Consider the following 19,432-nt stretch of genomic DNA (forward strand, 5'->3'; position numbering starts at 1 on the left):
ATGTTAGACATTCAAACCATACGCCAACACCCCGCCGCCGTTGCCGAAAAACTGGCGCGGCGCGGCTTCGCCTTTGATTTGGCAGGCTTTGAAGCCCTTGAACAACAAAGAAAAACCCTGCAAGTCCGCGCCGAAGAACTGCAAGCGCGGCGCAACGGCGCGTCCAAACAAATCGGCGCGTTCAAAGCGCAGGGCAAACATGCCGAAGCGGAAGCGGCGATGCGGGAAGTGGCGGAAATCAAAAACGATTTGGCACACAGCGATGCCGAACTGCAACGCGTTCAGGCGGATTTGGACGCGCTGCTGGCGGGCGTGCCGAACCTGCCGCAAGACGATGTTCCCGATGGCAAAGACGAAAACGACAATGTGGTGGTGCGCACGGTCGGCACGCCGAAAACCTTTGATTTTGAAATTAAAGACCATGTGGACATCGGCGCGGGTTTGGGCTTGGATTTTGAAACCGCCGCCGCCTTGTCGGGCGCGCGTTTCAGCCTGCTGCGCGGCACGGCGGCGCGGCTGCACCGCGCTTTGGCGCAACTGATGCTGGACACGCACACCCTGCAACACGGTTACACCGAATGCTACACGCCCTACATCGTCAGCGATGCCGCGCTGTTCGGCACGGGGCAACTGCCGAAATTTGCGGAAGATTTGTTCCACGTTACCCGTGGCGGCGATGAGGAAAAAAACGTGCAATATCTGATTCCCACCGCCGAAGTGCCGCTTACCAACACCGTGCGCGACAAAATCACGGCGCAAGCGGATTTGCCGATGAAGTTTACCGCGCATTCGCCCTGTTTCCGCAGCGAAGCCGGCTCGCACGGGCGCGACACGCGCGGTTTAATCCGCCAGCATCAGTTTGACAAGGTGGAAATGGTGCAGATTGTGCGCCCCGAACAGTCCGCCGCCGCTTTGGACGAGATGGTGGCGCACGCGGAAAAGATTTTGCAACTGCTGGAACTGCCCTACCGTGTGGTGCTGCTGTGTGCGGGCGATATGGGCTTCAGCGCGATGAAAACCTATGATTTGGAAGTGTGGGTACCGGCGCAAAACGTCTATCGTGAAATTTCAAGCTGTTCCAATTGCGGCGATTTTCAGGCGCGGCGCATGAAGGCGCGGTTTAAGGACGCGGACGGCAAAAACCGTTTCGTCCACACGCTGAACGGTTCGGGTTTGGCGGTCGGCCGTGCTTTGGTGGCGGTGTTGGAAAACCATCAGAACGCGGACGGCAGCGTGAATGTGCCGCAAGCCTTGCGCCCGTATTTGGGCGGGGCGGAAGTGTTGAAGGGTTAGGGCGTGTCATTAATTAAATTTTTATTGTAAATCAGTTTAATAAAAAACGCCGTCATTCCCGCGAATGCGGAAATCCACTGTTCGATGTTTGGCACGCGATGTTTTATCAAGGTTTGTCGTGCTTCGACTTGGATTCCCGCATTCGCGGAAATGACGGCATGGTCGTTTTACGGGTGATGCGCCCTACATGTTTTGCGGGTCGATGTCGATGTGCCAACGGGTGTGGGCGGGGCAGTGTTGTTGCAGGGTGTGCTGCCACAGGGCGGCGGCGCGGTGCAGGTCGCGGCGGGACGGGCTTTCGAGAAAGATTTGCGCCCGTTCCCGTCCTGCCAGCCGCACCATCAGCATGGCGGCGGGGCCGGTTTGGACGACACTTGGCGGCAGTTGCGGCGACAATTCGGCGGCAAGACGGGCGAGCAGGGTGTGCGCTTGGGCAAAATCGGGCGCATCGGCGCGGACGGCTGCCTGATGTACAAACGGCGGCAGCGCGAAGGCTTGGCGTTCGGCGCATTGGGCATCGGCAAACGCGGCGTAGTTTTGCGCTTGGACGGCGGCAAACACGCTGTGGTGGGGCAGGGCGGTTTGAATCAGCACCCTGCCGGCGGCATCGGCGCGTCCGGCGCGCCCCGACACCTGCATCAGTTCGGCAAACAGCCGTTCGGGGGCGCGGAAGTCGGCGCTGTAGAGCGAGCCGTCCGCATTGAGCACGGCCACCAGATTCAAACGGGCGAAGTCGTGTCCTTTGGCGAGCATTTGCGTGCCGACCAAAATATCCGCTTCGCCCGCTTCGGCGGCGGCGTACACGTCCTGCCAGTCGTCTCGGCCGCGTATGCTGTCGCGGTCGGCACGGAAAATGCGGGCGTACGGAAAGGCTTGGCGCAAAGCGGCTTCGATTTTTTGCGTGCCGTGTCCGATGGCGGTCAAATCCTGATTGCCGCAGTCGGGGCAGGCATCGGGTACGGCGCGGCTGTAGCCGCAATGATGACAACGCATCTGCGCGGCACGGCGGTGCAGCACGGTTTTGGCGGAACAGTGCGGACAACCGAAGGTATGTCCGCAGTCGCCGCAAAACACGGCGGGCGCAAAACCGCGCCGGTTCAGATACACCAGCGACATGCCCCCCGCATTCAGATTGTCGCGCAACGCCTGCCACACGGCGGGCGCGATGCCCTCATCGCGGCGCAAACGGGCAATGTCCACCAGCCCGATGTGCGGCAGACACGCCCCCCGATGCGCCCGATGCGGCAGCGACAACAAAGCGTACGCGCCGGTTTGCGCCCTGTGCCAACTTTCCAAACTCGGCGTGGCGCTGCCCAACACCACCGCACATTGCGCCTGTTGCGCCCGCCACACCGCCAAATCGCGGGCGTGGTAACGCAAATCGCTGTCTTGCTTGAACGAAGCATCGTGTTCCTCGTCCACCACCACCAAGCCCAAATCCGCCATCGGCGTAAACACCGCCAAGCGCGTGCCCACCACCAGCCGCACCTGCCCCGACATCGCCCGCAAATAATCATCACTGCGCTGCTTGGCGGCGGTTTGGCTGTGCAGCACCGCAATCGGCATCTCGCCGAAACGCCGCCGCAAGCGTGCCAGCAACTGCGGGGTCAGCCCGATTTCGGGTAACAAAAACAAAACCTGCTTGCCTGATGCCAACACCCGCGCCATCGCTTCCAAATACACCTCGGTTTTGCCGCTTCCCGTAATGCCGTGCAGCAAAAACGGTGCAAAGCCCTGCGCTTGGGCAATGCGGGCAAGGGCATGGTTTTGCACATCGTTCAGCGTGCGGACGGGCGGCGGCACGGCGTATTCGCGCACCGTTTGCGCCAACCAGCCCCGTTGCCGCCAGTCTGCCAGCACCGGCGCAAAGCCCTTGTGAATGCCTTTCAACGCTTCGGCAGACTGCGGCGCGTCTGCCAACGCCCGCCACAAAGCCTGCTGCTTGGCGGCGCGGCGCGGCGGTTCGGCTTGGGCGCGACCCGATTCGTTCAGCGCGTACAGGTACGCCGGCGGCGGCGCGGGGCAGGGGCGCGTTTCCTTCAAACGCTGCGGCAGCGCGGCAAACACCGTCAAACCGAGCGGAAAATGGTAGTAACGCGCCGCAAACGCCGCCAAATCCCGCCACGATTCGGGCAAAGGCGTTTCGTCAAACACCGATTGCACCGGCAAAATTTTTTCTGCGGCAATTTCGGGCGACACATCACCGCACCACACAATCCCCACCACCGTGCGGCGGCGGAACGGCACCAACACCCGCGCGCCCGCCGGCAAAGGCGCATCACAGGCATAGGTAAGCGGGGGCAAAGGCGTGTTTACGGCAACGTGGCAATAGGGCATGATGGTACTTGCTTGTGGCAAAACAGGCATTGTATCGCCGATGCCTGTGCAATGCTTGTGTAATTAAGTTACAATGTCGGCAAACACAATAAACTTTCGGAACACACCATCATGAAGCTCCACCCCGCCCTCCGCGCCGTTACCGAGCGCATCATCGAGCGCAGCCGCGCCACGCGCAGCGCCTACCTCGCCCGCATCCGCGCCCTGCACGACCCCGACCGCCGCGAACGCAGCCGTTTGGCGTGTTCCAATCTGGCGCACGGTTACGCCGCCATGCCCAAAACCATCAAAATTGAAATGCAGCGCGAGCGCGTGCCGAACTTGGGCATGATTAGCGCCTACAACGACATGGTGTCGGCACACCAGCCGTTTAAGGATTTTCCCGACTGGATTAAAGACGAGTTGCACCGACACGGCGCGACCGCGCAAGTGGCGGGCGGTACGCCCGCGATGTGCGATGGCATTACGCAAGGCTATGAAGGCATGGAGCTTTCGCTGTTTTCACGCGATGTGATTGCCATGAGTACCGCCATCGGTTTGTCGCACCAAATGTTTGACGGCGCTTTGTATTTCGGCGTGTGCGACAAAATCGTTCCCGGTTTGATGATGGGTGCTTTGAGTTGCGGACATCTGCCGGGAATTTTCGTTCCCGCCGGTCCGATGACGAGCGGCATCGCCAACAAGGAAAAAGCGCGTACCCGCCAGTTGTTCGCCGAAGGCAAAGTGGGGCGCGATGAGCTGCTTGCCAGCGAAATGGCGTCCTACCACAGCCCCGGTACTTGCACGTTTTACGGCACGGCAAATTCCAACCAAATGATGATGGAAATGATGGGCGTGCATCTGCCTGCCGCCGCTTTCGTCAATCCGAACACGCCCTTGCGCGAAGCCCTGACCCGCCGCGCCGCCGCGCATTTGGCGGACAACATCAAAAACGGCAGCGCGGTGCCGCTTGGCGAGATGTTGGACGAAAAATCGTTTGTGAACGCGATTATCGGTTTGATGGCAACGGGCGGCTCGACCAACCACACCATGCACTTGGTGGCGATGGCGCGGGCGGCGGGGATTATTTTGACGTGGGACGATTTTGACGATATTTCCTCCGCCGTGCCTTTGCTGATTCGCGTCTATCCCAACGGGCAGGCAGACGTGAACCATTTTGCGGCGGCGGGCGGTTTGCCGTTTGTCATTCGCGAGTTGCGCGACAACGGTTTGCTGCACGATGATGTGCAGACGGTGATGGGGCGCGGCATGGCGGCGTACACGCAAGAGCCGTTTTTGCTTTCAGGCAGCCTGAAATGGCAGGACGCGGTGGCGCAAAGCCGCGATGAAGAGGTGATTCGTCCCGTATCGCGGCCGTTTTCGCCCGATGGCGGACTGCGTTTGATGAAAGGCAATATCGGGCGCGGCGTGATTAAGGTGTCGTCCATGCGCCCCGAAAGTTTTGTGATTGAAGCGCCCGCCATCGTGTTTGACGACCAAAAAGACGTGTTGGCGGCGTTTGAACGCGGCGAGTTGGAACGGGATTTCGTGTGCGTGGTGCGTTTTCAAGGCCCGCGCGCCAACGGCATGCCCGAACTGCACAAGCTCACGCCGCCGTTGGGGATTTTGCAAGACCGTGGTTTCAAAGTGGCTTTGGTCACGGACGGGCGCATGTCGGGCGCATCGGGGAAAGTGGCGGCGGCGATTCACCTGTCGCCCGAAGCCTTGAGCGGCGGCGGCATCGGCAAAATCCGCACCGGCGACCTGATTCGTTTCAACGCCAAAACCGGCGAGCTGACCGCTTTGGTGGACGAACGCGAGTGGGCGGCACGGACAACGCCGCAGCCGGATTTGTCCGCCAATCAATACGGTTTCGGGCGCGAGCTGTTTGCCGGTTTCCGCGAGCGGGCGGGCAGCGCGGAATGCGGGGCGGTGAGTTTGGGCGGGGATTGGGGCTGACGGGCGCATTGCCCGAATGCAGCGCATTTTGCCGCAACGGCGTATAATCGCAACCACAAACATAACGTTCCCGCCGCCGGTGGCGGGGTGTCAAACACAAAACACAATTGTTAAGGAATGCGTATGAAAAAATATCTGCTGACGGGCTTGCTGGCGTTGCTGGCAAGTGCCTGTTCCGACAAAAAAGCCGAAGAAACGGCACAGGCTTCCGCCCCCGCGCCTGCCAACACAACCGTTTATCGGGTCGGTTCGCAATTGAGTTATCCGCCGTTTCACTTTTTAGACGGACAAAGCCGTCCGGCGGGGTTTGAAGTGGAAGTGTTGCAGGCAGTGGCAAAAGCCGGCGGTTTTGACGTTGCCATCACCAATGCCCCGCGCACCGGCTTGGAGCGCACGCTCAATGACGGCACCTTCGACATTTGGTCGTCCACCGTGTCGGTCAAGCCCGAGCGTTTGGAAAAAATGGATTTCAGCCGTCCGTTTTTGCAGCACGACAGCAAAGTCATCTATTTGCTCGACAACGAAAAAAACCGCAGCATCAAAACGCCCCAAGATTTTCACGGCAAAACGCTGGCGGTGGGCAAATTCAGCGAAAACCCCGCCGAGCTGGCGGCGCGGCTGACCGGTTCGCACGATAAAGTATTGGTTACCGACTCCTACCACGTGTCGATGAAAGCAGTGTACTCGGGGCGGGCAGACGGCGCCTTGGACAACGGCTATGTACTTGCCTACGCCGCCAAGCAACAGCCTGATTTCAAAATGCGCCGCATCGTGGTGGAAAACGAGCAAAAAGATTTCGCCTTTGCGGTGAAAAAGGGCAATACCGCCGTGTTGGACAAGCTGAACAAAGGCTTGGAGGCGATACGGGCAGACGGCACCTACGACCGTTTGTTTGAAAAATGGTTCGGCAAAGAAGCGGAAAAATAAGAAAGGCATGCTGATGGACGCGCAGCAAATTTTGTCCCTGTCGCCGGTGATGCCGGTGGTTGCCCTGCATGATGCGGAAGCGGCGGTGGATTTGGCACATGCTTTGCACGCGGGCGGCATCGGCGTGTTGGAAATCACCCTGCGCACCCCGTCCGCGCTGACCGCCATCGCCAACATCCGCCGCGCCCTGCCCGATGTGCTGGTGGGCGCGGGAACGGTGTTGGACGCGGCACAACTGGCGGCGGCGGCGGACGCGGGGGCGCAGTTCGCCATCAGTCCGGGCATCAATCCCGCGTTTGCCGAAGCGTGCGCCCGTGCGCCCGTGCCCGTCATTCCCGGCGTGGCAACGGCGGGCGAAGTGATGTTGGCATCGGCGCACGGCTTTGGCGTGTGCAAGCTGTTTCCCGCCGAAGCGGCGGGCGGACGCGCCCTGCTCAAGGCGTGGCACGCGCCGTTTGCCCACATGCGTTTTTGCCCGACGGGGGGGATTTCGCCCGACAATGCGGCGGATTATCTGCGTTTGCCCAATGTGTTGTGCGTGGGCGGCTCGTGGCTGACCCCGCCCGATGTGTTGGCGCGGCGCGATTGGCATACCGTTACCGCTTTGGCGCGGCAGGCGGCGGCGTGGCGGTCGGAGCAGGGGGGTTAGGGCGTGCCATCAATTAAAATTTTTGCTATAAATCAGCATAATATAAAAACGCCGTCATGCCCGCGAATGCGGGAAGCCACCGTCCGATGCTTGGCAAGCCATGTTTTATCAAGGTTTCTCGTGCTTCGACTTGGATTCCTGTCTGCGCGGGCATGACGGAATTTTTATATTGCAATGATTTAATTGTAAAAAAATAATTTGATGATACGCTGTAGGGCGTGTCGCCCATTGAATGAAACACCACTGCGCCGTCATTTTCATCTGTGTGGGAATGACGGCGTGGTGCGTATTCAGCGTTCGCCCTGCCCGGGCAACACGCGTTCGGGTGCGGGGCTGTCCGACAACACCTGCCGCCGCAAAAAATCTTCCACCTGCGTTTTTACGGCAAAACGGTCGGCGGCAAAGGCAATGGCTTCGGCAAAATCCGCCCGCACCACAATGCGCGGCATTCGCAAAATCCGCCACAGCGACACGGGCAAAGACGCATCGGCAAAAGACACGGCTTCGCTGCGCCGTCCGTGTGCATCGTAGTAGCGCAAGGCGATTGCCTGCACGGGGGCGCGTGCCAGCAGGGCGGATTCAAACAAAGCGGCTTTCAAGGGCAAAACGCCGTTGCCCAACGATGTCCGCGCTTCGGGAAAAAAACAGATGTTGCCGCCCTGTTGCAAGGTTTGGGCGATGGCGGTATTGATGGGGTCGATGTCTTTGCGGCTGCTGCGGTTGATGAACACCGCGCCCGCATTGCCAATCATCTTGCCGATAAACGGCCAACTTTGCAGCTCGCGCATGGCAATGAAGCTGCACGGCTGTAGCGACACCAATACGAAAATATCCAGCCAAGACACATGGTTTGCCGCCAACAGCGTGCCGTTGGCGGGGGGCGGGGCGTTGTGCGTGCGTACTTCTGCCGCCAATATCCGCAAACATTCCGCCCCCATTTGTTGCAAAATGTGTTGGCGGGTTTCAAGGTCGGCGTGTTCCAAACGGCGCAGCCGCACGGCGGTGCGCGCCAGCCAAGCCAGCAAACGCACGAAACGGCAGATAACGGTGAATAAAGGGGTTTTGGGCGGAGGTGCGTGCATGGTCGTTCCGGCAAAAAGGGCGATTTAAGCACAAGAAATGCGCTTAACGCACCGTTTTTGCAGAAGTTTGCACAAACCTGCGCTGTTTTGGCAGAGCGGTGGCGGTTTGGAGCGTGTCATCAATTGACCGAAAAATCTTTGCATCGTCATTCCCGCGCAGGCGGGAATCCAAATCGAAGCACGACAAACCTTGATAAAACATGGCTTGCCAAATCTCGTGCAGTGGATTCCCGCCTGCGCGGGAATGACGGTGTTTTTGTATTATGCTGATTTTCAGTAAAAACTTAATTGATGACACGCGCTAGGGCAGGGGTTCGGGCGAGACGACAATGCCGTCTTCGTCGCTATACAAATAATGCCCCGCGACAAATTCCACATTGCCGAACGACACGGGCACATCGGTTTCGCCCGCGCCGTCTTTCGCGCTTTTGCGCGGGTTGGTGCCCAAAGCCTTGATGCCGAAATCCATGTCGTTGATGGCGGCGCTGTCGCGAATCACGCCGAAAATCACCGCGCCCGCCCAGCCGTTGCGGGCGGCGGCGGCGGCAATCATGTCGCCCATCAGCGCGGAAGCGCGGCTGCCGCCGCCGTCCACCACCAGCACTTCGCCGCTTGACGGCGTGTTGGCAAGGGCTTTGACGATGCCGTTATCGCGGTGGCAGCGCACGGTGCGGATACGCCCTTGAAAACGCAGGCGTTGTCCGTAGCTTTTGAAATCGGTTTCGCAGGAGGGCAAATCGGGGGCGAGGTCAATCAAATCGGCGGTGGCGGTCATGGCGCGTTCTCCACAAAGTTGCAAAACGGCGATTGTAGCAGAAGGTAATCAGTTTTGCGCGGCAAATTGCGCGGGCGCAAGCGGGGTTCGTGCCAGCAGTTCGGCGAAACCTTCGGAATCGGCGCACGAACCGGCTTCCAGCAGGGCGATGCTGTCGGGCGACAAAAAGCCGTTGCTGACGATTTTGGCAAGCGGCAGCACGGGGCGCAGCAAGGGCAGGGGCAACGGCCACACGGCGGCGGCGGGTTTGCCGTGCAGGGTGTGGCGCAAGGTGTTGAGATAGTGCGCCAAAGTCATGGCTTGTGCGCCGACCGCATTGACCGTGTCGGCGGATTGTTGCTCGCACAGGTTTGCCAAACCGTCTGCCACGTCCGCCACATGCACGGGCTGCAGCATAAAATTGCCGCCATTTGGCAGCACCAGCACAGGCAGCCGCGCCAGTTTGATAAACAGTTCGCAACTCGCGCCGCCGCGTCCGTACACCACAGACGGGCGCAGAACGGCGGTGTTCAGGCAGCCTGCAACGGCGGCATCGCCGCGCCCTTTGCTGCCTACAAAATCAACGGCATGGCTTGCGTCCGCGCCCAGCGCGGAAAGCTGTACCCAGTGTTTGACCCCCGCATCACGCGCCGCTTGCGCCAAGCGTTTGGGCGTGTGGTGATGCACGGTTTCCAGCACGGCGGCGTGGCGGCTCATCACGCCGACCGTGTTCACCACCGCATCGCAGCCCGCAAAACAGCTCATTGCCGCCGCCGTGTCAGGGCGCAGAAAATCCACTTCGCGGCGGGACGGCGTGCGCACTTTGTGTCCGCGTTCGCGCAACACCCGCACCAGCCGCGCACCGATAAAGCCCGTTCCGCCCAAAACCGTAATCTTCATGATGTTTCTCCTATTTATTTGAATGTTTTGACATTTGGCACGCGCCGTTTTCGCAACGCGGGCGCGGCAGCAGCCATGCGGGAAAACGGTTGCGGTGTCGCGCAAAATGCGGATACAGCCAATCGCACAAGGGGCGCAGCACGGGCAAGCCCGTCAAACGGAGCAGCCAAAAACCGTCCGTCAAACGGTGCATCAGCCGCAACGCCGCCATGCCGCGCACGGTTTCTCCGGCGGGCGTACGCAGATGCAGTTCGCGCATCGCATCGGCGCGGTTGATGCCGTATTGCGCCAACAGCATTTCGTTGCCCTGAATCGGTACGGCGGCGATATGCGCGGCTTTCGGCCGTGCCAGCAGCAGCGCGATTTCGCGGGCGCAGACGGGGCAGTCGGCATCGTAGAAAATTTGATGTTTGTCGTTCATAGCTTTTCCTTTTTAAACAATCAACTCGGTTTCATCACCATCAGAAAATACACCGCCACCATCGCGCAAAACGCGGGATAACCCAAATATTCCCAATAACGCGCATAGCGGTAATACACGGGCGGTAAAGCGGTTTTGCCTGCTTGGTGCGCCTGTGCCGCCAGTTTTGCCATGCGGATTTGCAACCACACCACCGGCAGCCAGTACGCCCCCGCCAGCGCGTACAGCAGCAGTGTCAGCCAAATCCACGTTGCCGACCACGCCACGCCCAAATAGTTTGCCAACCATAATCCCGAAAGCGGCTGGAAAACCACCGCCGGTGTGGTAAACCACCAATCCGCCTTGATGACCCAGCGCGACACCACCGCTTGCGCCGCCACCGAGCCGCTACGGTTGGCGCAAAACAGATAAAACGCCGTGCCGAAGCCCGTCCCCACCATCAGCACGGACGACAGAATATGCAGGGTTTTGACCAACAAGAATGTGTTTGCCATCATGATTCCTTTCCGGTTTCGCGAAACAAAAACAGCATCAGCGCCGCAATCGGCAGATTTTTCAACAAAGGCGCAAACGGGTGCAGCGCGTATTCGGGTAAACGCAGCGCCATCACCGCGCTGTATGCTGCCACCGTTGCCGCTTGCGCCAGCCAAAACATCGGACAACGGCGCAGCTTGCCCAAACACAAGATGCCCAACAACATATCCAAGCCCGCCGCCGCGTACAGCAAGGGTTCGCGCCATGCCGCCGCCACGCCCGTTTCCGCCAACAATGCCAGCGAGATGTGCGGCGACACCCACAGCGACACCGCGCCGCTCCACAGCCACAACAGCCCCACACTGGCGGGAAGATAGAACGGAATATCGCGTTTCATGTTTTTATTCTAATAATGTTATTTCTGTAAAAACAGAAATAAAGAGTCAAAAAAATAGGCATTTTTTCAAGCTGCCTGAAATTCGGGCAGTAAGGCAAGCAAATACCGTTATTCCTGAATCCACCGCCCGATGCTTTATCAAGCTTTGTTCCTGTTTTCATTTGGATTCCCGCATTCGCGGGAATGACGGCTGAAACTAACGCAATAATTTCTGAATCCCCGCACCCAGCTTCAACACCTTCGCCATTACCGGCACGGGCAGGCGCAGCATTTCATTTGTCCACGCCGTCAGCGTACCGATAAAATCGCGGGTTTGGCTGATGCGCTGCTTGGCGGTGTCGTTTTCCTGCGCGAATTCGGGGCTGTTCATCAGCTCTTGCAAAAAATGCAGGGTCGGCTCGATTTCGCGGCGTTGGCGCACTTCCACAATGGTGCGGAACAGCGTCCAAATATCGGCGCAGGTGCTGAAATGGTCGCGGCGGTCGCCGAGAAGATGCACGGTCTGCACCAGTTGCAGATTATGCAACTCTTTGATGCTGTTGGAAACGTGAGAACGCGCCACGCCCAGCGTTTCCACGATTTCATCGGCAGGCATCGGACGACCGATAATGTAGAGCAACGCGTGGATTTGCGCCACGGTGCGGTTGACGCCCCATTTCGCGCCCATTTCGCCCCAATGCAGGATAAATTTTTCGGTAACGGGATTGAGTTTCATGGCGGTATGGTAGTTTTGATTTTTATTTCTGTCAAGAGTGAAACTTTATTGTGGGGGAAAAGCTGCCCGAAACGTTTTCAGGCAGCTCGTCGGGTTTTACTGATTTTTCTGCGCCTTGACAATGCTCATGCCCGCCGACACCAGCCCGCCCAAGTCCGCCACATTCGCGGGCATAATCAAGGTATTGTTTTCTTTGGCGAGTTTGGCAAAGGCTTCCACATATTGTTCCGCCACTTTCAAATTCACCGCTTCGCTGCCGCCCGGTTCCTGAATGGCGGCGGCGATGGTGCGAATCGCGTCCGCGCTCGCCTGCGCCACCAAACGCAAGGCTTGCGCTTCGCCTTCGGCGCGGTTGATTTGCGCCACTTTTTCGCCTTGCGAGGCATTGACGGCGGCTTGCGCCTCGCCTTCGGATTTTTTGATTTCGGCTTCGCGCTCGCCCGTTGCCAAGTTGATTTGTTCAATCTTCAAACCTTCGGATTGGGCGATGCGGGCGCGTTTGTCGCGCTCGGCGGTGATTTGCGCTTGCATCGCGCGCAAAATTTCCTGCGGCGGTACAAGGTCTTTGATTTCGTAACGCAACACTTTCACGCCCCACGACACCGCCGCTTCGTCCAGCGCGGCCACCACGGTGCGGTTGATGTCGTCCCGTTCTTCAAAGGTTTTGTCCAGCTCCATGCGCCCGATAACGGAACGCAGGGTGGTTTGCGCCAGTTGGGTGATGGCGAGAATGTAGTTGCTGGAGCCGTAGGAGGCGCGTTTGGGGTCGGTTACTTGGAAATAGAGAATGCCGTCCACCGTCAGTTGGGTGTTGTCGCGGGTGATGCACACTTGACTGGGAACATCAAGCGGGATTTCTTTCAGGGAATGGCGGTAGGCAACGCGGTCAAGAAAGGGAACGAGAATGTTCAAGCCGGGCTTCAGAACGGAATGAAAACGTCCCAAGCGTTCCACGATGTAGGCTTCCTGCTGCGGCACGACTTTGAACGCCTGAAAGCCGAAAAACACGACAACGGCAAAAATCACCAATGACAAATACATAGATGTTCTCCTTAAAAAACAAGGGTTGGAAAGATTTCAGGCAGCTTTCAACAGCAACACAATGCCGTCTTTGCCGCAAATCACGGCGTGGCGCGTGTCGGGCGCGGCTTCGGCGGGGTCGGCGAAACGGGCTTCCCATTGCGTGCCGCGATACGACACGCGCCACAAGCCGCCGCCCAATTCGGTTTCTAGTACAACGGTTTGCCCGATGTCCAAATCGTTGTCGGCGGCGGGCGGCGGTGCGGCGCGGCGGCGCATGCCGTACACTTTCGCCACGCCGGCCAGCGACAGCAGCGATGCCGCCAGCCAAGGCGCGGCGGTGTCCGCGCCGAAGAAAAATGCCGCCACGCTCGCGCCCGCCAACGCCGCCGACAGCACCAGCAGGTACACCGTTCCCAAAAACATTTCCACGGCGAAGACGATTGCCGCCGCAGCCAGCCAGTAGCTCATCAAAATTCCTTTTCGGTTTGAAACCCCGCCATTTGCGGCGGTAAAATTAAGCTTCGTTCGGGCGGGGCATAAGCCTGTCCGAATCAGGGCAACGTGCAGCCCTGCGAGTTGAAACGAATGTACTGGAAACGCGCTCTTTTGACAAGGAAAAGCGGGTGTTTGGCGGGCTGCCTGAAAACAGTGTTGCCTTTCTCTCTCCCCCGCTTACGGGGGAGGGAATAGTTGCCCCAAAGTCAAACGCTCATGCCCCGCCCAATCGCGCTCGGTGGCAATGTTGTCAAAACCGTGCTGCCTGAAAATCCCGCGCACCGCTTCGCCTTGATTGTAGCCGTGTTCCACCAGCAGCCAGCCGCCCGTTTTCAGGCAGCGCGGCGCATCGGCGGCAAGGCGGCGGTAGGCGGTCAAACCGTCCGCAAAATCCGTCAGCGCGTGCGGCGGTTCAAAACGCAAATCGCCTTCGCGCAAATGCGGGTCGTCCGCTTCAATATAGGGCGGATTGGACACCAACACATCACACGGCGGCGGCACGGGCTGCACGTCCGACCACGCGCCTTGCGCCCACGCGATGTCCGCGCCGAGACGGGCAGCGTTTTGCTTGGCAACCGCCAGCGCGTGCGGACAAATATCGCTGGCAAACACGCGGGCATCGGCGCGTTCCAATTTGGCAGACACCGCAATAATGCCGCTCCCCGTACCGATGTCCCACAACACACCGTTTGCGGGCAAACGGCTTAACGCCGCTTCCAACAAATGTTCCGTTTCCGGACGCGGAATCAGCACGGCGGGCGACACGGCAAAATCGCGCCCGTAAAACGCACGCGTCCCCAGAATATACGCCATCGGCTCGCCCGCCAAACGCCGTTGCAAGGCATCTGCCAGCCACGCCTGTTGCGGCGGCGACAAGCCTTCGCCGTCGCGCACCACCAATTGCGCGTGTGTCCGCCCCGTGATGTGCGACAGCAACATCCGCGTTTCCAAACGCCCGAGCGGGCAGGCATTTGCCCATTCTGCCACAGTAAGGGCTTGCATCCATATTCCTTTCCCAAGGGGTGTCACGGTTTCAATTTTGTGGTCGGATGACGACACGCCCCATGCGTTGAAACATTAAGAAAAAACGGTATAATCAAACGGATATTGTAACGCATTGCCAACGGAATACCGCATGATTTTTCAAGGTGCTTTGTCTGAAACCCCGCCCGCCGGTGCGCTGACGGCGCATTTTCCGTGCCACGAAGGCGCCGTTGCCCCCTATCAGGGCGCATGTTCCGGTTGGCACGCCGCACCGGACGGGCAGCACCATACCGGCACGGAACCCGTCCGTACCGATAAAAACCCGCCCGAACACACACCGCCGCACCGCCCCGGCAAGAACGAAACCGCAGCACAACCGCATTGCCGCAACGTGTGTTGGGGCATCGCCTACTACTATTGCCGCAGCCGCAACGGCTACCGCCTACACGTCCCGTTTGACGGGCATACCCCAATCTTCTAAACGCTGCCAGTCAAAAAAATGACCGGGGTCGGTTTTGCGCTGCGGCGCGATGTCCTGATGACCGCACACCGCCGTAATCGGATATGCCGCGCATAAAGCCTGCAACAAAGCCCGCAAAGCCGCATACTGCGCCGGTGCAAACGGCTCGAAATCACAGCCTTCCAACTCAATGCCCACCGAAAACGCATTGCACCGCTCACGCCCGCAAAAACGCGACACCCCCGCATGGTAAGCCATGTCATCACACGAAACAAACTGCAACGTCCGTCCGCACCGCGTAATCACAAAATGCGCCGACACCCGCACATCTGCCAACTGCGCGAAAAACGGGTCGGCAGCCGTGTCCAAAGTATTGGCAAACAAACGCGCCGCCGCACCGCTGCCGTAAACAAACGGCGGCAGCGAAATATTGTGCAGCACCACCAAAAACACCCTTTCCCCATCGGGGCGGGGGCAAAAATTGGGCGAAACCCACTGTTCGGCGGCAGACCACCTGCCCCGATGCCATTGTGCCGTCATGAAAACCGTCCGAAAAAACGCGATTATAGCCCGCCGCCTTGCCCGTGCAAAAAAATGTTTTGGAAAAACAAAAACAGAACATCTTGATGCTTGACACATCTGCAACAAACCATTAAAGTTCGCGTTTTACCGATTGCCCGAAAACGGAGTAATGGCTGAGAGGCTGAAGGCACTTCCCTGCTAAGGAAGCATGTGGGGTCAACCTGCATCGAGGGTTCGAATCCCTCTTACTCCGCCAATTGAAAAACACTTGTGTAAGTGTTTGACCATGAAAAAACAGGCTGACCCGATGCCCAGGTCAGCCTGTTTTGGTTTTGTCGGACATCAACAAGGCTTGTCATCAATTAAATCTTGTTTCCGAAAAGTCAGTCGTCATTTCCGCAAATGTGGGAATCCAAGTCGAAGCACAATAAACTGTGATAAAACATCGTTTGCCAAGCATCGTGCAAAGGATTTCCGCCTGCGCGGGCATGACGGCGCGGTATTTTTTCGGTCAATTGGTGGCATGCCCTAATCCAAATTTTTCAGCTTTTCTTCGGCGGGGCGGTAGCCGCCCGCCAGTGCGCGTGCATACCATGCCCGTGCAAGGCTTTTGGCAGCAGGGTCCTTGGGCGGCAGGACGCTTTTGCCGGTTTCATGCATTTCACCCAATGCGTATGCCGCAGCAGGCGTAATGGGGTGTTGGGAACAGGTTGTTGCCTGTGCGAGCCAGTAATGTGCTTTGGCATAAGCATAATTTTGCCCGCCGTTTGGCGGCAAAAGCTCGCCGGCATACGCATAGTGAATCCCAAGCGCAAATTGGGCGGCTGCCGAACCCTGTGCCGCCGCCAACAAACGCCACTGCTGTTCCTTTTGTGGACGGCACCCCAAAGGGCAGTCACCGGCATCGGATAAATCTTTGCCGTATAGTTTGCTGATTTCAAAAGAAACATCGCCGTCTTGGTGTTGGAGTGCCCGATTCAGCCAATACACGGCTTTTTCGCCGTCTCGCGGTGCGCCCGTTCCGTGCAGATACATTCGTGCCAGATAAACCTGTGCCACGCCGTGATTTTGCGCTGCCGCTTTGGCAAACCACCGGTAGGCTTGATGCCGGTCGGATTCGGGTGTGGAACCGTCCGTTCTGTTCCGCCAATAACGTTTGCCCATCCATGTTTGCAATTCCCTGTCGCCTTGTTCCGCCATTTTTTCTGCTTCGGCCTGTATCAGGCGGGCGGCTTTGCCGGAATATCGGGTGTTGTGGCGTAGCGCCCTGTGCAGGTCTGCGTGGTTTTTGTCGGCGTATCGGGAAACATCGCACCACTCATCTGAGCCCTTATCCGAATTTGGCATGGCAAGCACATAGGGCTTGCTGTAAGACGGGTCGGACAGGGTAACGCAGTTCGGTTTGCCGTAAGCAAAATCGGGCAGCACGGCAGCGCACAAGCACGCCCCGACAAACAACGGGTAAAACGTTTGTTTCATCAAAATTCCTTTTCGGCTTGAAACCCCGCCGTTTACGGCGGCAAAATGGTTTTTTATTCGGGCGGGGCGCAAGCCCGTCCGAATCAGGTCAAGGCATGGGGCGGTGCTTTGTGTGCAGCCCTGTGGGTGGAAACATTGATTTTGGTATTTTTAATTGTAATGCGATGTTTGCCGGTGTCAAGAATCGGCAAGCATTCTGTTTCGGGATTTGAGGGCAGACGGCTTTGTACCGCCATTCGGGCGCGCGCCGTGCATCGGGCTTGACGGTACACGCTGCCGCCGTATAATACGCCCCTGCACGCGCCCATCGTCTAGAGGCCTAGGACACTGCCCTTTCACGGCGGCAACCGGGGTTCGAATCCCCGTGGGCGTGCCAGTTTTCCGCCTTCTTTAAACTGCTGTTGCATCAGCAGAAAAGAAGGCATTTTGTTTGCGCGGCGGCGGAAAATTTAACCTGTTTTTACCCGCGCTGTTTGTTTTGTGCAAAAATCCCCTTGCTTTTTTGGCAAAAGTCTTTATAATAATTGAAATTTTTCACGCAAATGAGAAATGGCCTCCGGCCATTTTTTTGTTTTCAGAAACCGTAAATGCCAAGAAAAACAATGGATATTCAAACAATTTTGGAAAAAACCCTGCCGGGGCTGGGCTACGAACCGGTGGATTTCGAACTGACCGCGCAGGGCACGCTGCGGGTGTTCATCGATAAAGAAGGCGGCATCACCGTGGAAGACTGCGCCACCGCCAGCAACCATTTGAGCCGCGTGTTTGCGGTGGAAGACGTGGATTACAAAAACTTGGAAGTTTCCAGCCCCGGTTTGGACCGCGCCTTGAAAAAGCCCGCCGATTTCGTGCGCTTTTGCGGCAGCTTGGCGAAAGTCAAAACCCGCCTGCCGGTGGACGGGCAGAAAAACTTTGTCGGACGCATCACGGCGTTTGAAAACGGCGTGTTGTCGCTCGATTGCGAAGGCAAAGCGGCGCAGATTGATTTCGACAACATCGACAAAGCGCGTATCAAGCCCGAATTTCAGTTTTAATCGAGAGGAAAATCAAAAGTGAGCCGCGAAATTTTGCTGCTTGCCGAAGCGTTGGCAAGCGAGAAAAACGTAGAACCCGATGTGGTGTTTGCCGCGATTGAAACCGCCTTGGGCATCGCCGCCAAGAAAAAAGCCGACCGCGAACACATGGATTTGGAAGTGCGCATCAACCGCGAAACGGGCGAATCGCGCACCGTGCGCCGTTGGCTGATTGTGCAGGACGAAGATTATACTTATCCCGAGTTGGAAAAAACCATCGAGCAGATTCAGGAAGAAATTCCGGGCATCGACATCGAAGTGGGTGATTATTACGAAGAAGACCTGCCCAACGAAATTTTCGGACGGCAGGCGGCGCAAACGGCAAAGCAGATTATTTTGCAGCGCATCCGCGATGCCGAGCGCGAGCAGATTCTCAACTCGTTTTTGGCAACGCGGGACGACATCGTTACCGGCACGGTCAAGCGGGTGGAGCGCAACGGCGTGATTGTGGAGCTTGCGCCCAAGCTGGACGCGCTGCTGCCGCGCAGCGAAATGCTGCCGCGCGAAAACTATCGCGGCGGCGACCGCATCCGCGCCCTGTTTGTGAAAGTGGACGAGCTGAAAAACGAGCGCAAACAAATCATCTTGAGCCGCGCCGCGCCCGAGTTTCTCTACAAGCTGTTTGAGCAGGAAGTGCCGGAAATCGCAGACGGGCTTCTCGAAATCAAAGAAGTGGCGCGCGACCCCGGACACCGTGCCAAAATCGCCGTCAAATCCAACGACCAGCGCATCGACCCGCAAGGCACGTGCATCGGCGTGCGCGGTTCGCGGGTGAATGCCGTGTCGAACGAACTGGGCGGCGAGCGCATCGACGTGGTGCTGTGGTCGTCCGAAACGGCGCAGTTCGTCATCAACGCGCTCTCGCCCGCCAACGTCAGCCGCATCGTGATTAACGAATTGGACGGCGGCGGCGCTTCGGTGGACGTGATTGTGGCGGAAGACCAGCTTGCTTTGGCAATTGGCAGAAGCGGGCAGAACGTGCGTTTGGCGGCGGAGCTGACGGGCAAAGAATTGAACATCATGACGGTGGGCGAAGCCGAAGCGCGGCACGCCGCCGAAGACGAGCAAATCCGCCAGTTGTTCGTTGCCCATTTGCAAACCGATGAAGAAACGGCAAACATTCTGGTGCAGGAAGGTTTTGCGTCTTTGGAAGAAGTGGCATACGTGCCGGTGGCGGAGCTGTTGGAAATCGAGGGCTTCGACCAAGAAACGGTGGACACGCTGCGCAACCGCGCCCGCGATGCGATTTTGACGCTGGCGATTGCGGCGGAAGAAAAGCTGGACGATTTGGACGAAAACCTGAAAAATCTGGAAGGCATCGACCAAGACATGTTGCGCGATTTGGCAGACGCGGGCATCAGCAGCCGCGACGGTTTGGCGGAGTTGGCGATTGACGAGCTGATTGAAATCACGGGTGTCAGCACCGAAGAAGCCGAGCAAATCATCATGGCGGCGCGGGCGCATTGGTTTGCCGAAGACGAAACCGCCGCCGCGAATGAGTGAGGGGAA

At 58.3% G+C, this 19,432-nt stretch carries 20 protein-coding genes and 2 tRNA genes; 9 read left to right on the forward strand and 13 right to left on the reverse strand.

Going from position 1 to position 19,432, the window contains the following annotated elements; genetic code table 11:
* On the forward strand, positions 1–1,293 hold the full coding sequence (gene serS, locus G392_RS0104115) for a serine--tRNA ligase (RefSeq protein ID WP_027009207.1): 1,293 nt from the start codon (positions 1–3) through the stop codon (positions 1,291–1,293).
* Between the two features lie 183 nt (positions 1,294–1,476).
* On the opposite strand, the gene G392_RS0104120 is transcribed toward serS, so the two are convergent.
* Positions 1,477–3,630: a primosomal protein N' gene (locus tag G392_RS0104120; protein WP_027009208.1), complete on the reverse strand. Its 2,154-nt coding sequence runs from the start codon at positions 3,628–3,630 to the stop codon at positions 1,477–1,479.
* Between the two features lie 111 nt (positions 3,631–3,741).
* Between G392_RS0104120 and edd the strand changes: the two genes are divergently transcribed.
* The 3 genes from edd to eda all read left to right on the forward strand — a co-directional run bounded on the left by edd (position 3,742) and on the right by eda (position 7,144).
* Positions 3,742–5,568, forward strand: coding sequence for a phosphogluconate dehydratase (edd, locus tag G392_RS0104125; RefSeq protein ID WP_034334400.1), 1,827 nt, complete (start codon positions 3,742–3,744; stop codon positions 5,566–5,568).
* A 123-nt stretch (positions 5,569–5,691) separates the two neighbouring features.
* Positions 5,692–6,495, forward strand: coding sequence for a substrate-binding periplasmic protein (locus G392_RS0104130; protein ID WP_051255570.1), 804 nt, complete (start codon positions 5,692–5,694; stop codon positions 6,493–6,495).
* A 13-nt stretch (positions 6,496–6,508) separates the two neighbouring features.
* Positions 6,509–7,144: a bifunctional 4-hydroxy-2-oxoglutarate aldolase/2-dehydro-3-deoxy-phosphogluconate aldolase gene (eda, locus tag G392_RS0104135; protein ID WP_027009211.1), complete on the forward strand. Its 636-nt coding sequence runs from the start codon at positions 6,509–6,511 to the stop codon at positions 7,142–7,144.
* A 290-nt stretch (positions 7,145–7,434) separates the two neighbouring features.
* Here the strand turns inward: eda and G392_RS0104140 are convergent, their stop codons facing one another.
* From G392_RS0104140 to prmC, 10 genes are all read right to left on the reverse strand, one after another.
* Positions 7,435–8,226, reverse strand: coding sequence for a 1-acylglycerol-3-phosphate O-acyltransferase (locus tag G392_RS0104140; protein ID WP_027009212.1), 792 nt, complete (start codon positions 8,224–8,226; stop codon positions 7,435–7,437).
* Between the two features lie 301 nt (positions 8,227–8,527).
* A complete protein-coding gene (rraA, locus tag G392_RS0104150) occupies positions 8,528–9,001 on the reverse strand; it encodes a ribonuclease E activity regulator RraA (RefSeq protein WP_027009213.1) in 474 nt (157 codons plus the stop codon).
* A 48-nt stretch (positions 9,002–9,049) separates the two neighbouring features.
* On the reverse strand, positions 9,050–9,880 hold the full coding sequence (locus G392_RS0104155; protein WP_027009214.1) for an NAD-dependent epimerase/dehydratase family protein: 831 nt from the start codon (positions 9,878–9,880) through the stop codon (positions 9,050–9,052).
* Positions 9,881–9,890: 10 nt separating this feature from the next.
* Complete coding sequence (locus tag G392_RS0104160; protein WP_027009215.1) at positions 9,891–10,301, reverse strand: thiol-disulfide oxidoreductase DCC family protein; 411 nt, start codon at positions 10,299–10,301, stop codon at positions 9,891–9,893.
* Positions 10,302–10,321: 20 nt separating this feature from the next.
* Entirely contained in the window at positions 10,322–10,795 is a 474-nt protein-coding gene (locus G392_RS0104165) for a DUF2269 family protein (protein WP_034334431.1), read from the reverse strand.
* Positions 10,795–11,172 carry a DoxX-like family protein gene (locus tag G392_RS0104170; protein WP_027009217.1) on the reverse strand — a complete coding sequence of 126 codons (378 nt, stop codon included), beginning with the start codon at positions 11,170–11,172 and terminating at the stop codon, positions 10,795–10,797. The genes G392_RS0104165 and G392_RS0104170 overlap by 1 nt, the downstream gene beginning before the upstream one ends.
* 196 nt (positions 11,173–11,368) lie before the next feature.
* Positions 11,369–11,887 (reverse strand): GbsR/MarR family transcriptional regulator, encoded by a 519-nt coding sequence (locus G392_RS0104175; protein WP_027009218.1) that lies wholly within the window; start codon positions 11,885–11,887, stop codon positions 11,369–11,371.
* Positions 11,888–11,983: 96 nt separating this feature from the next.
* A complete protein-coding gene (locus G392_RS0104180; RefSeq protein ID WP_027009219.1) occupies positions 11,984–12,928 on the reverse strand; it encodes an SPFH domain-containing protein in 945 nt (314 codons plus the stop codon).
* A gap of 36 nt (positions 12,929–12,964) precedes the next feature.
* Positions 12,965–13,378 carry an NfeD family protein gene (locus G392_RS0104185; RefSeq protein WP_027009220.1) on the reverse strand — a complete coding sequence of 138 codons (414 nt, stop codon included), beginning with the start codon at positions 13,376–13,378 and terminating at the stop codon, positions 12,965–12,967.
* Between the two features lie 204 nt (positions 13,379–13,582).
* The gene (gene prmC / locus G392_RS0104190) at positions 13,583–14,407 is read right to left on the reverse strand and encodes a peptide chain release factor N(5)-glutamine methyltransferase (protein WP_034334402.1); all 825 of its coding nucleotides are present in this window, start codon (positions 14,405–14,407) and stop codon (positions 13,583–13,585) included.
* A 133-nt stretch (positions 14,408–14,540) separates the two neighbouring features.
* Here prmC and G392_RS0104195 point away from each other — a divergent pair, with 133 nt between their 5' ends.
* The gene (locus G392_RS0104195) at positions 14,541–14,870 is read left to right on the forward strand and encodes a hypothetical protein (RefSeq protein ID WP_027009222.1); all 330 of its coding nucleotides are present in this window, start codon (positions 14,541–14,543) and stop codon (positions 14,868–14,870) included.
* On the opposite strand, the gene ampD is transcribed toward G392_RS0104195, so the two are convergent.
* The gene (gene ampD / locus G392_RS0104200) at positions 14,832–15,389 is read right to left on the reverse strand and encodes a 1,6-anhydro-N-acetylmuramyl-L-alanine amidase AmpD (protein WP_027009223.1); all 558 of its coding nucleotides are present in this window, start codon (positions 15,387–15,389) and stop codon (positions 14,832–14,834) included. The genes G392_RS0104195 and ampD overlap by 39 nt on opposite strands.
* 145 nt (positions 15,390–15,534) lie before the next feature.
* On the opposite strand from ampD, the gene G392_RS0104210 reads away from it, so the two are divergent.
* Positions 15,535–15,627, forward strand: a tRNA-Ser gene (locus tag G392_RS0104210).
* 272 nt (positions 15,628–15,899) lie between these two features.
* Here the strand turns inward: G392_RS0104210 and G392_RS0104220 are convergent.
* Positions 15,900–16,850 carry a tetratricopeptide repeat protein gene (locus tag G392_RS0104220; RefSeq protein ID WP_027009224.1) on the reverse strand — a complete coding sequence of 317 codons (951 nt, stop codon included), beginning with the start codon at positions 16,848–16,850 and terminating at the stop codon, positions 15,900–15,902.
* 300 nt (positions 16,851–17,150) lie between these two features.
* On the opposite strand from G392_RS0104220, the gene G392_RS0104225 reads away from it, so the two are divergent.
* The 3 genes from G392_RS0104225 to nusA all read left to right on the forward strand — a co-directional run bounded on the left by G392_RS0104225 (position 17,151) and on the right by nusA (position 19,426).
* Positions 17,151–17,226: transfer RNA gene (locus G392_RS0104225), tRNA-Glu, on the forward strand.
* Positions 17,227–17,452: 226 nt separating this feature from the next.
* Positions 17,453–17,884: a ribosome maturation factor RimP gene (gene rimP, locus G392_RS0104230; protein ID WP_027009225.1), complete on the forward strand. Its 432-nt coding sequence runs from the start codon at positions 17,453–17,455 to the stop codon at positions 17,882–17,884.
* Between the two features lie 18 nt (positions 17,885–17,902).
* A complete protein-coding gene (gene nusA, locus G392_RS0104235; RefSeq protein ID WP_027009226.1) occupies positions 17,903–19,426 on the forward strand; it encodes a transcription termination factor NusA in 1,524 nt (507 codons plus the stop codon).
* The last annotated feature ends 6 nt before the right edge of the window (positions 19,427–19,432 follow it).

The sequence above is a fragment of the Conchiformibius kuhniae DSM 17694 genome, from assembly GCF_000428785.1.
Classification (GTDB): Bacteria; Pseudomonadota; Gammaproteobacteria; order Burkholderiales; family Neisseriaceae; genus Conchiformibius; species Conchiformibius kuhniae.